The organism is Actimicrobium antarcticum (assembly GCF_039536745.1).
GTDB classification, from domain to species: domain Bacteria; phylum Pseudomonadota; class Gammaproteobacteria; order Burkholderiales; family Burkholderiaceae_D; genus Actimicrobium; species Actimicrobium antarcticum.
Window position 1 is genome coordinate 96,712 of record NZ_BAAAZE010000010.1, and the last position, 13,263, is coordinate 109,974.

Genomic DNA, 13,263 nt, shown 5'->3' on the forward strand with positions numbered 1-13,263 from the left:
CACTGAACACACAATTACCTTTTTCAAAGACACCATGAACCCAGCAGTCGACACACTTTTTCTGGATACGGCCAGCAGCCGTCATCTCGATTGGCTCGAATCCGAAGCCATCCACATCATGCGCGAAGTCGCGGCCGAATGCGCCAATCCTGCCCTGCTGTTCTCGGGCGGCAAAGACTCGGTGGTGATGTTGCGCCTGGCCGAAAAAGCCTTCCGCCCCGGCGCCTTTCCATTCCCGCTGGTGCACATCGATACCGGCCACAATTTTGCCGAAGTCATCACCTTCCGTGACAAGCGCGTGGCCGAACTCGGTGAGCGCCTGATCGTTGGTTCGGTCGAAGACTCGATCCAGCGCGGCACCGTACGCCTGCGCAATCCGGCCACCGATTCGCGCAACGCGGCGCAAGCCGTTACGCTGCTCGAAACCATCGCCAAATACAAGTTTGACGCCTGCATCGGCGGCGCCCGTCGCGATGAAGAAAAAGCCCGCGCCAAGGAGCGCATCTTTTCGTTCCGCGACGAGTTCGGCCAATGGAATCCGAAGGCACAGCGCCCGGAATTGTGGGACCTCTATAACACCCGCGTGCATCCCGGCGAAAACATGCGTGTCTTCCCGATCTCGAACTGGACCGAACTCGACGTCTGGCAGTACATCGCCCGCGAAAAACTCGAACTGCCACCGATCTATTTTGCCCACGAGCGCCAGGTCATTCCGCGCAACGGCTTGCTGGTGCCACTGACCGACCTGACCCCGCCACGCGACGGCGAACACATCGAAACGCAGATGGTGCGCTTCCGTACCGTCGGCGATATTTCGTGCACCTGTCCGGTCGCCTCCGACGCCACCACGGTCGAAGCCATCATCGCCGAAACCGCCGTGACCCAGATCACCGAGCGCGGCGCGACCCGCATGGATGACCAGACCTCGGAAGCCTCGATGGAAAAACGTAAAAAAGAAGGATATTTCTGATGAATGCCGCAGTCGCTCCAGCCACCCCGCACTCCACCCATAGCGCCGAACGCGGCCTGCTGCGCTTCATCACGGCCGGCTCGGTCGATGACGGCAAGAGCACGCTGATCGGCCGCCTGCTGTTCGACAGCAAGGGCATCTTCGCCGACCAGCTCGATGCCATGTCGCGTGCCAAGCACAAGCGCACCGTCGGTGACACCATCGACCTGTCGCTGCTGACCGATGGCCTCGAAGCCGAACGCGAACAAGGCATCACGATCGATGTCGCGTACCGCTATTTCGCCACGCCAAAACGCAAGTTCATCATCGCCGACACCCCGGGCCACGAGCAATACACCCGCAACATGGTGACCGGTGCATCGACTGCCGACGCCGTCATCATCCTGATCGATGTCTCGAAAGTGAAGCTGGGTGACGATGGCAGCGTGGAATTGCTGATCCAGACCAAGCGCCATTCGACCATCGCGCATCTGCTGCAGATCGAGCATGTGGTGGTCGCCGTCAACAAAATGGATCTGGTGAACTACGACCAGACCGTGTACGACCGCATCGTCGCCGCGTATCAGGAATTCGCCGCCACGCTGGGCCTCAAAGACATCAAGCCGATTCCGCTCTCGGCACTGGCCGGCGACAACGTCGTGACCGCCAGCGACAAGCTGTCGTGGTACACCGGCCCGACCCTGATCGCGTTGCTGGAGTCGCTCAGCGTCTACGATGAATCGCACGATGAGCCGTTGCGCTTTCCGGTGCAACTGGTGGCGCGTCATGCCGGCCACGAAGCCAACGACTTCCGTGGTTACATGGGGCGGATCGAAGCCGGCAAAGTCAGCGTCGGCGACAAGCTGACGGTGCAACCGGGTGGCCAGAGCGCGACCGTCAAAGACATCGTCACGCTGGATGGGTCACTGGCCACGGCCGTGGTCGGTCAATCGATCACGCTGCTGCTGGAAGAGCACGTCGATATCTCGCGCGGTGACATGCTGGTCAGCGCCGACCGGCCTGCCACGCTGCTGAAAAACGTGGTGGCCGATGTCTGCTGGCTGTCCGAAGAACCGCTCGACATGCGCCGCAAATACTGGCTCAAGCACACCACCCGCCAGGTCTCTGCCAAAGTCACCGGTGTCGAGACGCTACTCGACATCAACACCCAGGAAAAACGCCCTGCCACCGGCCTCGCGCTCAACGACATCGCCCGCATCCGGCTGACCGTACAGCAACCGCTGGCCGCCGATGCCTACGATGAAATCCGGACCACGGGCGCCTTTATCCTGATCGATGAAGTGACGCACCAGACGGTTGCAGCCGGCATGATCCGGCTCGACTGAGACCGTATGTCGCTGCATGAAGAAACCGCCAGCATTTATGGCAAGGTCTGGCTGGTCGGCGCCGGTCCCGGTGCCGCCGACCTGATCACGGTGCGCGGTGCGCGCCTGCTGTCCGAGGCCGAGGTGGTGCTGTACGACGCCCTCGTCACCGACGACATGCTGGCGCTGTGTCCGCAAGCGGTACTGATTTCGGTCGGCAAGCGCTGTGCGCAGCGTTCGATGGCCCAGCTGGAGATCAACCGGCAAATCATCGACGCGGCAAAAAAGTACCGGCGCGTAGTGCGTCTGAAAGGTGGCGACCCGATGCTGTTCGGCCGCGCCGACGAAGAACTGCGCGCCCTCGAATCGCACGGCATCGACTGCGCCGTCGTACCCGGCATCACCGCAGCAATGGCCGCGGCGGCATCCAGCAAGCAACCACTGACCATCCGCGGTGTCGCCCGCAGCGTGGCCTTCTTCACGTCCAGCACCGCACCCGACATGCCCGAGCAATCGACGCTGCCGGCCTGCGACACGCTGGTGCAGTACATGGGTGGTCGTGAGGCAGTCAAGACAGCGCGCCATTTGCTGGCGCTCGGTCATCCTGCAGATACCCCGGTACTGGTGGTGGAAAACTGCAGCCGGGCCGACGAGCATATCCTGCGCCTGCCACTGAGCCAGCTCGAAGCAGGACTGGCGCAGTGCAGTGGTCCCGTGCTGATGATGATTGGCGCTGCGATGGCGGCACGTGACCTGACACCGCAAGAGCAACCGAAAGAATCGTCTGACCAGATCGACTGATACGTGACAGCGGCACCTGTCGCGGCGATCAGATTCGTCGGTTGAATTGCGAAGCTAGCCTTCTCAAGGTTTTTTGGTCCTCGTTGAAACAGGATGCAAAACGGTGCAAGCCATTCTTCAGGCTTAACGAAGCATGAACAAGGATCGGATTTGTTACTGCCGCCATCGACGGCTGCAGAGAACAGGACGCCCTTCCACTACAGCCGCACCAGCGCTTTCTGCAAAATTTCCCGCACATGATCCCGCAACCACGCGGGCGAAATGATCGATACTTCCGGCACGTGCCGCAGGATATCCATCGACAATTCCCGCTTGTCGGTGAACGGCACTTTCAGGTGATAGGTGCCGTCGTCGGCCTCCCAGCTGGTCTGCGCCGGATGCCAGATTTCCTTGCTGACCCAGCGTGCCCGTTCGCCGCTGAAGGCCAGCTCGGCCCATTCCAGTTGCGCTCCTGAAAAAATCCCGTAGCCGGTATCTAGCGTGGCCAGCAATTCGGCCTCCGGAATATCCAGCGCTGCTTGCGGCGTGATCTGCACGCTGCGCAGCGCGTCCAGCGCGAAGCGGCGCAGCTCGTTGCGGACATGGCACCAGGCGTCGAGGTACCAGTTTTCCTGATAATGATTCAGGCGCTGCGGCGAGACTTCGCGGCGCGTCGTTTCATTCCGAAATTTATTGTGATGTTCGATGATCAGGCGCTTCTTTTGCAGCACGCCCGTGACCACCGGCAGGAAGTGTTCCGGCTCGTAGCTGCGGGCTTTCAGGCGCTGGATGCGGATACGTTTGTCGAAAGTGTCGAGCGGCACCTGCTCGCTGTCGAGCAGCAGGCGCAGGCGCACCAGCAGCGGCTCGATATGCGGTGTCAGCAAGCCGGGGCCGAGACTTTGCAGCAGCTGCTGCATGGTCAGCAGTGCATGGATTTCAGAGGCACTGAACCACAGGCCGGGTAACGAAAACTTGCTGCCGACGCCGCCCTTTTCAAAGCGATACCCGCCAGCATCGCGATCCCAGATGATCGGTGCATTGAGCCGGTCGCGCAAATATTCGAGGTCGCGCTTGAAGGTGGCTTTCGAGACTTCGAGCTCGCGCAGGAAGTCACTTTGCGACACCACCTGGCGTTCGACGAGCAACTGCTCGATACGATAAAAACGTTCGGTTCTGTCCATGAGCTTGTCAGCCATATTGTCATCATGTAGGCCGCGAGACTATAGCGCAATGGCAATATTAACAACCTAAAGTTGGTCCAAACAGTCGATCAACCGGCGCCGGCAGGTAGCGCAAAAATTATTTTATTGGCAAGCCGGGTCGCTGGCTCGCGCCATGAGCCTGATGCATTGCACGATGGCCTTGGCGCTGCGGTTACCTGCATTACCTGCGGCAGTGGCCAGGCTGTGCGATCGCGCGGCGCCTTGCAGGACTATCGGCGTTCTGTGCGGGCTCGGCATGAGCGGCGCTCTGGCAACAGCGGTTGTCGACATGCCACGGCAAATGGCGCTCATTACGTGTGCGTCGGCTGGCTCGCTTCTGCTCGGGCTGGCAGCGACCATGATCGTGCGCGTCTTGCCACGCCAACCGGCTCGGGCATCGCTGGTCACTGCCGGCCTCATCGGCGCGATGAGTACGCTCGCGGCAATACAGCCATTGCTGGCAGGAGGGGGCCATGCCGGCATGCTGATGATCGATGCGCTATGCATCGTTGCGACCACCATCGGATACCTGTCGATGGTGGATGCACGGCGGCGTTACGCAGCTTCCGAGCGCGCCCGTCGTGACGGACTCACCGGCCTTTACACCAAATCGGCGTTCTTCGAGATGGCCGACCAGATCGACCGACATACAGAACCGGTCGCCTACGCCATGGTGATGATCGACCTCGACCACTTCAAGAGCATCAATGACAGCTTCGGCCATGCCGCCGGCGATACGGTACTCGAGCAGACCGCGCAGCTGATCGCCCGTTCGGTGCGCTTGACGGATATCGCGGCACGCTATGGCGGCGAGGAATTCTGCATCCTGTTGCGGGATTGTGGCGCAGAGGAGGCAGCACGGTTTGCCGAACGCCCGGTGGCTGAAGCCAGCCAGCTCACGGTGCGTTTGCGGGATAACAGGATGGCCTCGTTCACGATGTCGGTCGGTTATGCGTGTCGCGGAGGATCCACCGGCGACGGTGTGCGCGCCACGTTCGAGCGCGCCGACCAGGCCCTGTATCTGGCAAAACGGGCTGGACGGAACCGCGCGTTGCAGGCGATTTTTACGGACTCGCCGCTGGTCGAACAGGTATGTTGAAACGGATTTTACGCGTCGATTGTGCCACTTTTTTGTGCAAAACTTATGCCCGGTTTATGTGGGTAACTTTGTGCATAACCGACATGGACTCTCTCGCAAGCCAATGTCAGAGCCATGTTCTGGCACTGCTGTTTATTTAGGCAGCGCTGTATAACCCGATGGCGGTGGGTGGCTATCTGCTGTCGGGCGGCGCTGCAGGAGGAGTGGCGTTGATTTGCCTCGGCCACGTGGTGCTGTTGTACTATGCGGACTTCAGGGAAGCACTCCCGCCAGATCAACTTGAAAGCCTTGCATGAAGTACGAAGAATACCTGGATGAAGTCACAACGCTGCTGACCGAACTGTACGAACTGGATGATGAAGCCGCGATCAAACTGGTGATGGATGCGCAGGAAGCCGAATTTTTTAGCGTCCACGACGATGTGCCCGACATGTGCACCGAAGAGCAGGCCAAAAAAGACGCCGTCACGCTGTTCGAACAAAAACAGAACCGCCAGCAGACCCAGAAAAAACAGCAACAACGCGTACGGCAAAAGAAAAAACCCTGAGCCAGGCTCCCTCCGGCGCTCCGGTTTGACCGGGTCGCCGTGCCGCACTTCGCCTGATTCGTGATCGGCCACCGAGCTGCCTTTCCTGTCATCCGCTATTCCCGCACAGCCCGCCGACGGCGCTGCGTTCGCGCCATCCTGCTTCCCCCTCCCCCCTGCTTTCCGCCAACATAGCAGCACCATCTCACTTCCGAAAAACAGAAGTTAAGAACACCCAATCGCAGGTTGTTCAGAAGTCAAAATTGGCTGACCATGGGCTCCCTGACATCGTTAAGGAAATACCAATGCTGCACGCGATCACCTGGATGCTAATGGCGTTTCTGCTTGCTCTTTGGTCCGTGGCTGCCTGGACGCTGCATGCACTGGTCCGCTGGACCGGTGATCGCAGTGACGGATTGACGGACTTGCCGGCGCAACTGGCGCTCTGGCGCAGTCCGGATTGGCTGGCGCTCTGGCTGCCGCAAAGTGCGGAGGCAATGTGGACGAGCATGCTGACGGCCTTGACGCCCATGCTGGAGCCCCTGCCCGGATTGGCACCCGGGCTGGAGGCCTGGCTGTCGCCGATGGTCTGGGTACTGTGGGCTGTCGGCGGGTTGCTGATACTGCTGTTCGGGTCCGCCATCACGCTGCTGATCAGCGCCGGCCAGCGCCGCCTGACGACACCGGCCATCCGCCTGGCGCCATGAAATTCAAGACAATGACCTCAACCGCACACCTGGAAAGGAACACGCAATGAACGCGAAATCAATGCTGGAACACTTATTCAAATCCGGAATGTCCATGCTGGATGGCAAGGCAACGGGTTCCGCAACCGGCGCCGGCAAGATGCCGCAAGGCCTGGGTCAATTCGGTGGCGGTGCCGCCGCCGGCGGAATACTCGGCTTGCTATTGGGTAGCAAAGGTGGCCGGAACATCGGCGGCCAAGCACTGAAATACGGCAGCGTGGCAGCGCTGGGAGTGGTCGCCTTCAAGGCATTCAGCGCATGGCAAGAAAAGCAGGCCACGCAAGGATCGGTCAGCCAACCGCAGGCCGCTCCGGTCAGCGACCGGTTCAACGCCGCCGTCATGGGCCCGGTCCGTACAGTGGATCTGTTGCCGGCCGCCGAGGTCGAACAGCACTGTGTCGGCGTGCTGGTAGCCATGATTGCTGCGGCCAAGTCGGACGGCCACCTCGATGAGCGCGAGCGTGGCCTGGTCGAGGCCGAGCTCAACCGGCGCGAAGCCGACGCGGATACACGGCGCTGGTTCGACGACCAGTTGCGTCGTCCGCTCGACCCGGCCGAAGTGGCGCTGCCGGCAACGTCGCCCGAGCTTGCCAGCGAAATGTACCTGGTCAGCCTGCTGGTGGCCGACGAGACCAGTTTCATGGAACGTGCTTACCTTGATGAGCTGGCGCGGCAATTGCGCCTGCCGGAAGGCTTGAAACTTGAACTGGAAGCGCAGGTGAAGGCGGCTTGAAACCTCGTAGGCTGGGCTGCAAAGCCCAGCATGCGTCAATCTTCCTGTACGGTCATGGCCAACTAAAACGGTTCGCGCACCGTCGTGACCAGGCACAAACCGTGGCAACTATCGAAAGCCGCACCGCAACCTGACGCATGTTGGGCTTCGCAGCCCAACCTACGAAACTTGAAACTTGATCTGGAAGCGCAAGTCAAAACGGCTTGACCGGATAGACCGGGATTTGATTTTTCATCGATACAAACCAGCATTGCCGACATAATGACATTGCCTGCCAACACAAAATCCGATCATTAAAAAAAGCCGCATGAACATCATGCGGCTTTTTACTTTTTAAATACCAGTCAATTAAAACTGATAACCAACGCCTACCGTTCCCAGCGTTTGTTTCGGTTCAACATCAACCCCATTCAATGATTTTGAACGGTAATCGACTTCGGTGATTTCGGCCTGCCAATAGACATTCTTGCTAATCATTGAACGCACACCAACGCCCACGCCATAACCATTGAATGTATCGCTGGCCGATCCGCCGGCACCGGCGATTTCACCTTTCATGCTCTGGTAGGCCACTTTGCCATACACGAGAGTGGTGTCGGTGACGCGGTAGCCCGGCTCCAGATAGACCGAATACATATCTTTTGCCTTGACCGAAATACCATTGGATGCACCGGCGTCGAGGTCGCCCAGCCCTGCATTTGCGCCAACGCCCAAGACGAACTTGTCATTCAGCGGCAATCCGTAACTTCCCTGGATGCTGCCGTTGGAGGACTTGTCTTCGGTACTGGCAGATTGGCCGCCAGAATTGAACGTGGCGCGGGATTTTGCGTAATTGGCGTTGATGCCGGCGCTGAATCCTTCGAAGTTCCTGGTTTGAGCGAATGCCTGTGGCGCTGCGAAAGAAGATGCTGCAACAGCAGTGACGATTAATAATTTTTTCATTGTTGCCTTATTTAATTAAAAGGGATAATTATTTACATCAAGCAAATAACTATTGAATTTAATCCGATTAATTTAAATTCATTGATTATCTTAGCATGGATAAAATTAGCTCACAGCGAACAAGAATGAAACGACATATTCCAGCGTATCGAATAATTTACTTGTTCGTATTGAACTTTTTAATAATTAAACAGACTAATGCCGCCCGAATAATTATTTTTCATATTCGCTCTGCTTCACACAGTTATTTATTATTTCAGGCGCAGCAGCCCGCAGGCCGGATTGAAAAACCCAGCCATCAAAATTTTGTTCGCGGCCCAAAGCCCGGGTAAAAATGTCGGTTCGGCCTCAGTGAAACACCGTGCGCGGATACGCACGCAAATCCAGTGGCTGGATCTTGATCCACGCGGTGCTGTTTTGCGCACGGCGCTTTTACTCGGTCATGTGGATCAGGTCGAAGCGACTGACAGCCACGAAGGCTTCGGTGGCAGCGCGTTTTTCCTGCGGCACGAACTCCAGCAGCATGCGCGGCAGCCTGCCCTGATTCAATTGCGGCACCAGCAATTCCAGCAACGCATACGACGGAAACGAGGTCGAGGCCGAGTAGCTGAAAATCGAGCTCGGCGCTGCCATGCCGGACAGGCAGGTTCCCAGAATTTGCAGGATGTCGTTGGGCCCGTGCATGAAGTCGGAGAACAGCAGATCGATCGGCACGGCCATTGCCGGCAATGGCGGCATGCTGGTCTGAATATGCGTGCGCTGCGCGGCGAGGTCGAAGCGCTGGCGCAGATAGTCGGCGAATTGCGGCAGCCGTTCCTCGGCAAAAAAGGCCGCTTCGCTGAAGGCCAGCACGGTCGGTAAAACGCTTCAGTTCAGCAAAACAGTCGTCATGCGACATCGGCGTGGCTCCCGAAAAAACAAGGTGTGAACAAGTGCTGCCGCATGTGTCAGCCGCGCCCCGACAGGCACAGGTCGAAGGCAATGCTCAAGCGTGGCTGATCGCTTTGAAACGGAATCGTGCGGTGCCAGAAGTACGACAGGAACAGCAGCATCGGTCCGGCTTGCGGGCGTACCGGCAGCGTCGGCACCAGACTGCGTGTAGAGAAGCTCGGATCGGGTTGACCGAATTCGATCCAGCCGGCGTGGGTGGTGTCGGCAGCGTCCATCACGTCCGGCAAGCAGACGTAATACACGCCACTGATGCTGCCATCCGGATGCAGGTACGGGGTCTCGTGGCCATTGCATTCCATGAGCACGACCCAGCAGCGTAATTGTTCACGGCCGGCGTGTTGACCGCCGAGGCCGACATCGTCGCAAAGTGCACGTCGCGGTTGAAGTGTCTGCCGGTAAGCGGCGATCTGCGCCAGGTTCATGCAGGGTGCACGCAGGCGATGCGCGGCGGCGCGGCCCGGGCGCTACTCATCGATGCTGATGACGCGGCGGATTTCATCGGTCTTGAAATCCAGCGCCATCGGGCAGCGCACACCGGGTATTGACATGACGTCGTAGAGTTCATCGATCATTCCTTCGATACGAATCCAGTGGACGATATCGCCGCTGCGCAGGTCGATGATGTGCACGCCGCAGCGGGCTTCGGCGTTGTGCGTCTTCAGATTCTGGTACCGTCGTCCAGGTAATCTTGCCAATTCCAAGTGATGTGCATTGACTGCCCCAAGTGAGTCAGTACCCGCCCTGGATCCGCAGTGACTGGAATTTGGCTTGTGGCAAGCATGTTTCCGCAGGAAATGCTTGCTCAACGACAAACATTCTATCCAATTAATTACTTTTGCTAGTTTTACGGGAAATATTTTTTAACCACAATTTCTGCATTCTTGACAAAGACGTCCGATTGCATGAACGGTTGGACGTCAACGCGACTTGATCCCCGAATTCGATTAATTAACCAGCAATGAATTCGCCACGCAACCAGGAAGGCGAGTATCTTCACCTGGGCGGACCGTGCTCCGCAACCCTGCGACACCGCGTCAATTGGTGGTCTTGACCGATCTTCCGCCGGTGTTACTGGTCAGCACCACTACCGATATCATGGAACTCGCACTGCATCGACCGCGACGTCGGCGCTGCCGGTTTCCTGACCCGTCAAAGGAACATCATGTTTGTGTTACCCGAAGCACTGCTGCTTGCACGTCTACAGTTTGCCTTTACCGTCAGCTTTCACTTCCTGTTCCCGGCAATTACCATCGGCCTGGCCAGTTACCTCGCTGTACTGGAGGGTCTCTGGCTCAAGACCGGTCGCGAGGCCTACCTCGATCTGTTTCGCTACTGGGTCAAGATTTTTGCACTGGTGTTTTCGATGGGCGTGGTCTCGGGCATCGTGATGTCATACCAGTTTGGTACCAACTGGGCCGTTTTTTCTGACAAGGCGGGACCGATCATCGGGCCGCTGATGGCGTATGAAGTACTGACGGCGTTCTTTCTGGAAGCAGGCTTTCTCGGCGTGATGTTGTTCGGCATGCAGCGGGTCGGCAAACGCCTCCATTTCACGGCCACGCTGATGGTCGCGCTGGGTACGTTTGTCTCGGCATTCTGGATCCTCTCGGTCAACAGCTGGATGCAAACGCCGACCGGCTATGCACTCAATGCCAATGGCCAGTTCATTTCTGCGGGCAGCTGGCTGGCCATCATCTTCAACCCCAGCTTCCCGTACCGGTTGATGCATACCGTCTCGGCGGCCTATTTGACGACGGCTTTTCTGGTCGGCGGCGTCGGCGCCTGGCACCTGTTGAAGGATCGCGAGAACCCGCGTTCGCGCATCATGTTTTCGATGGCGATGTGGATGGCAGCGATCTTCGCGCCGATGCAGGTCGTACTCGGCGACATGCACGGCATCAATACGCTGGAACACCAGCCTGTCAAAGTCATGGCCATGGAGGGCCACTACCAAAGCCACGCCAATGGTGCGCCATTGATCCTGTTCGGCATTCCCAATAGCGCCCGGAACCGCGTCGACTACGCCATCGAAATCCCCAAACTGTCCTCGCTGATCCTGAAGCACGATATCAATGCGCCGCTGGCCGGGCTCGATACCATCCCGAAAGAAAATCAACCACCGGTCGGTATCGTCTTCTGGTCATTTCGCATCATGGTTGGCCTGGGCTTTCTGATGGCAGGACTCGGACTGCTGAGCCTGTACGCGAGGGCGCGCGGCAAGCTGTACCACTGGACCGGGCTGCACCGGTTCGCCTTGCTGATGGCACCGTCCGGACTGATCGCGGTCCTGGCCGGCTGGGTCACGACCGAGGTTGGTCGCCAGCCCTGGACCATTACCGGGCTGCTCCGTACGGTCGACTCGGCGTCGCCGCTGGCGGCCCCGGCAGTGGCGGCATCACTCGTGGCGTTCGTGCTGGTCTACTTTGCGGTCTTTGGCGCCGGCATCGTCTACATCCTGAAACTGATGGCCAAACCGCCAGGCGCGCATGAACCGGAACCGCCCCATATCCCGGTACGTACCGCTGGCATCACGCCGGCAGCGGCGATCATGCCGGCTATTGCGTCGCCCCAGGGGAGCCATCAATCATGACCCTCGACCTCACTATCATTTGGGCCTGCATCATCGTGTTCGCTGTCTTTGTCTACGTCGTGATGGACGGCTTCGATCTGGGTATTGGCATACTTTTTCCGAGCTTCGCGGTGGGGCATGACCGCGATACGGCAATGAACAGCATCGCGCCGCTCTGGGATGGCAACGAGACCTGGCTGGTACTTGGTGGCGGCGGCCTACTGGCGGCATTTCCGCTAGCCTACGGCCTGATCCTGTCGGCGTTGTACGCACCGATCATCGCCATGCTGCTGGCACTGATCTTTCGCGGGGTTGCGTTTGAATTCCGCTGGCGTGATCCGGCCCATCGGGCTTTCTGGGATGCGGCATTTACCGGCGGCTCATTTCTTGCGGCGCTGTCGCAGGGAGTGGTGCTGGGTGCGCTGCTGCAGGGCGTGAGCATTAGCGGACGCGCTTACGCGGGCGGCTGGTGGGATTGGCTGACGCCGTTTTCGCTGCTCACCGGCGTTGGGGTCGTGGTGGCCTATGCGCTGATCGGCAGTACCTGGCTGATCCTCAAAACCGAAGGTGCGTTGCAACAGCAAGCCGTGCGCCATGCCTGGCGACTGGGTGCCATCACGCTGTTGGCGGTGATTGTCGTGAGCCTGGTCACGCCATTTTTGAAAGGAAATTATTTCGACCGCTGGCTGACCTACCCCAACATCTTGCTGGTCGCACCGATACCGATTCTGGTCGCCATGGCAAGTTATGCCTTCGCACGCAGCCTGAAGTCGGGCCGCGAACTGGCGCCATTCCTGCTGACGTTATTCGTTTTCTTTCTGTGCTTCATTGGAATTGGCATCAGTGTCTTTCCGTATGTGATTCCGGGCGCAGTCACAATCTGGGACGCAGCGACAGAGCCAAGCAGCCAGGTGTTCATGCTGTTCGGCACCGCCATCGTCGTCCCGTTAATCCTTGCCTACACCGGCTGGGCTTACTGGGTATTTCGCGGCAAGGTCAATGCAGACGGGTATCACTCGTGAAGCTGCCCAAGCTCAAATGGCCCGATATCGTACCGCCACCGCCGGGTGCGCATCAGGCCCGGCTGTCAGCACGATTACTCTGGATGGCCGGGATCTGGGCCGGCTGCATTCTGGCCTTGCTGGTGGTGGCGGGTGTTTTGCGGCTGGTGCTGATGGCGTAAATTGTCAGGATCACCGTTTGTTGGCATGGCGGCACGCCGCGGCACCATGAGGATGCTAACCCGATGCCAGATCGAGAACGACAGCAAGTTGTATTTCGTTGGCGACCTTACCGCGCTGAACTGCGAGTACGTTGCGTGAACCAGCCAAATCGCACATTCTGTTGCTGCCGATAACGACTGGTCGCTTGCGATTACGCGTTGCAAACGCCCATAAAAGGGCGAAGCTGCGGCGTCTGGCACCCAACGCATAGACGA

15 protein-coding genes are annotated in these 13,263 nt (G+C 58.7%); 10 read left to right on the forward strand and 5 right to left on the reverse strand.

Features of this window, described 5'->3' with window-relative positions; translation table 11 throughout:
• Window positions 1-34: 34 nt before the first annotated feature.
• From cysD to cobA, 3 genes are read left to right on the forward strand one after another with little or no spacing between them, the layout of a single operon-like run.
• Window positions 35-970, forward strand: coding sequence for a sulfate adenylyltransferase subunit CysD (gene cysD, locus ABD720_RS13380; protein ID WP_344763834.1), 936 nt, complete (start codon window positions 35-37; stop codon window positions 968-970).
• A complete protein-coding gene (locus ABD720_RS13385; protein ID WP_344763835.1) occupies window positions 970-2,295 on the forward strand; it encodes a sulfate adenylyltransferase subunit 1 in 1,326 nt (441 codons plus the stop codon). The genes cysD and ABD720_RS13385 overlap by 1 nt, the downstream gene beginning before the upstream one ends.
• A gap of 6 nt (window positions 2,296-2,301) precedes the next feature.
• Complete coding sequence (gene cobA, locus ABD720_RS13390; protein WP_344763836.1) at window positions 2,302-3,075, forward strand: uroporphyrinogen-III C-methyltransferase; 774 nt, start codon at window positions 2,302-2,304, stop codon at window positions 3,073-3,075.
• Window positions 3,076-3,272: 197 nt separating this feature from the next.
• Here cobA and ABD720_RS13395 read toward each other — a convergent pair whose 3' ends face one another.
• Entirely contained in the window at window positions 3,273-4,253 is a 981-nt protein-coding gene (locus ABD720_RS13395; RefSeq protein ID WP_344763837.1) for a helix-turn-helix transcriptional regulator, read from the reverse strand.
• A gap of 139 nt (window positions 4,254-4,392) precedes the next feature.
• On the opposite strand from ABD720_RS13395, the gene ABD720_RS13400 reads away from it, so the two are divergent.
• The 4 genes from ABD720_RS13400 (at window position 4,393) to ABD720_RS13415 (ending at window position 7,363) form a co-directional block, all read left to right on the forward strand.
• Window positions 4,393-5,358 (forward strand): GGDEF domain-containing protein, encoded by a 966-nt coding sequence (locus tag ABD720_RS13400; protein WP_344763838.1) that lies wholly within the window; start codon window positions 4,393-4,395, stop codon window positions 5,356-5,358.
• Window positions 5,359-5,650: 292 nt separating this feature from the next.
• Window positions 5,651-5,905 carry a hypothetical protein gene (locus ABD720_RS13405; RefSeq protein ID WP_344763839.1) on the forward strand — a complete coding sequence of 85 codons (255 nt, stop codon included), beginning with the start codon at window positions 5,651-5,653 and terminating at the stop codon, window positions 5,903-5,905.
• A gap of 284 nt (window positions 5,906-6,189) precedes the next feature.
• Window positions 6,190-6,591, forward strand: coding sequence for a hypothetical protein (locus ABD720_RS13410; RefSeq protein ID WP_344763840.1), 402 nt, complete (start codon window positions 6,190-6,192; stop codon window positions 6,589-6,591).
• A gap of 46 nt (window positions 6,592-6,637) precedes the next feature.
• On the forward strand, window positions 6,638-7,363 hold the full coding sequence (locus ABD720_RS13415) for a tellurite resistance TerB family protein (protein WP_344763841.1): 726 nt from the start codon (window positions 6,638-6,640) through the stop codon (window positions 7,361-7,363).
• 348 nt (window positions 7,364-7,711) lie between these two features.
• Here the strand turns inward: ABD720_RS13415 and ABD720_RS13420 are convergent, their stop codons facing one another.
• The 4 genes from ABD720_RS13420 to ABD720_RS13435 form a co-directional block, all read right to left on the reverse strand.
• Window positions 7,712-8,305, reverse strand: a complete 594-nt coding sequence (locus ABD720_RS13420) for an outer membrane protein (RefSeq protein WP_344763842.1) — start codon at window positions 8,303-8,305, stop codon at window positions 7,712-7,714.
• 432 nt (window positions 8,306-8,737) lie between these two features.
• A complete protein-coding gene (locus ABD720_RS13425) occupies window positions 8,738-9,157 on the reverse strand; it encodes a hypothetical protein (protein ID WP_344763843.1) in 420 nt (139 codons plus the stop codon).
• Between the two features lie 95 nt (window positions 9,158-9,252).
• Window positions 9,253-9,678 (reverse strand): putative 2OG-Fe(II) oxygenase, encoded by a 426-nt coding sequence (locus ABD720_RS13430; protein WP_344763844.1) that lies wholly within the window; start codon window positions 9,676-9,678, stop codon window positions 9,253-9,255.
• Window positions 9,679-9,720: 42 nt separating this feature from the next.
• Entirely contained in the window at window positions 9,721-9,957 is a 237-nt protein-coding gene (locus ABD720_RS13435) for a DUF4915 domain-containing protein (protein WP_344763845.1), read from the reverse strand.
• Window positions 9,958-10,418: 461 nt separating this feature from the next.
• On the opposite strand from ABD720_RS13435, the gene ABD720_RS13440 reads away from it, so the two are divergent.
• The 3 genes from ABD720_RS13440 to ABD720_RS13450 are packed head-to-tail and all read left to right on the forward strand — an operon-like array spanning window position 10,419 to window position 13,008.
• Entirely contained in the window at window positions 10,419-11,846 is a 1,428-nt protein-coding gene (locus ABD720_RS13440) for a cytochrome ubiquinol oxidase subunit I (protein ID WP_344763846.1), read from the forward strand.
• Entirely contained in the window at window positions 11,843-12,847 is a 1,005-nt protein-coding gene (gene cydB, locus ABD720_RS13445; protein WP_344763847.1) for a cytochrome d ubiquinol oxidase subunit II, read from the forward strand. Before ABD720_RS13440 ends, cydB begins: the two co-directional genes overlap by 4 nt.
• Window positions 12,844-13,008, forward strand: a complete 165-nt coding sequence (locus ABD720_RS13450; protein ID WP_344763848.1) for a DUF2474 family protein — start codon at window positions 12,844-12,846, stop codon at window positions 13,006-13,008. The genes cydB and ABD720_RS13450 overlap by 4 nt, the downstream gene beginning before the upstream one ends.
• The last annotated feature ends 255 nt before the right edge of the window (window positions 13,009-13,263 follow it).

What these genes read in the sequence shown, in the direction of transcription:
- cysD (WP_344763834.1), top strand. Translation starts at nt 35, where the DNA reads ATGAACCCAGCAGTCGACACACTTTTTCTGGATACGGCCAGCAGCCGT.
- ABD720_RS13385 (WP_344763835.1), top strand. Translation starts at nt 970, where the DNA reads ATGAATGCCGCAGTCGCTCCAGCCACCCCGCACTCCACCCATAGCGCC.
- cobA (WP_344763836.1), top strand. Translation starts at nt 2,302, where the DNA reads ATGTCGCTGCATGAAGAAACCGCCAGCATTTATGGCAAGGTCTGGCTG.
- ABD720_RS13395 (WP_344763837.1), bottom strand. Translation starts at nt 4,253, where the DNA reads ATGGCTGACAAGCTCATGGACAGAACCGAACGTTTTTATCGTATCGAG.
- ABD720_RS13400 (WP_344763838.1), top strand. Translation starts at nt 4,393, where the DNA reads ATGAGCCTGATGCATTGCACGATGGCCTTGGCGCTGCGGTTACCTGCA.
- ABD720_RS13405 (WP_344763839.1), top strand. Translation starts at nt 5,651, where the DNA reads ATGAAGTACGAAGAATACCTGGATGAAGTCACAACGCTGCTGACCGAA.
- ABD720_RS13410 (WP_344763840.1), top strand. Translation starts at nt 6,190, where the DNA reads ATGCTGCACGCGATCACCTGGATGCTAATGGCGTTTCTGCTTGCTCTT.
- ABD720_RS13415 (WP_344763841.1), top strand. Translation starts at nt 6,638, where the DNA reads ATGAACGCGAAATCAATGCTGGAACACTTATTCAAATCCGGAATGTCC.
- ABD720_RS13420 (WP_344763842.1), bottom strand. Translation starts at nt 8,305, where the DNA reads ATGAAAAAATTATTAATCGTCACTGCTGTTGCAGCATCTTCTTTCGCA.
- ABD720_RS13430 (WP_344763844.1), bottom strand. Translation starts at nt 9,678, where the DNA reads ATGAACCTGGCGCAGATCGCCGCTTACCGGCAGACACTTCAACCGCGA.
- ABD720_RS13440 (WP_344763846.1), top strand. Translation starts at nt 10,419, where the DNA reads ATGTTTGTGTTACCCGAAGCACTGCTGCTTGCACGTCTACAGTTTGCC.
- cydB (WP_344763847.1), top strand. Translation starts at nt 11,843, where the DNA reads ATGACCCTCGACCTCACTATCATTTGGGCCTGCATCATCGTGTTCGCT.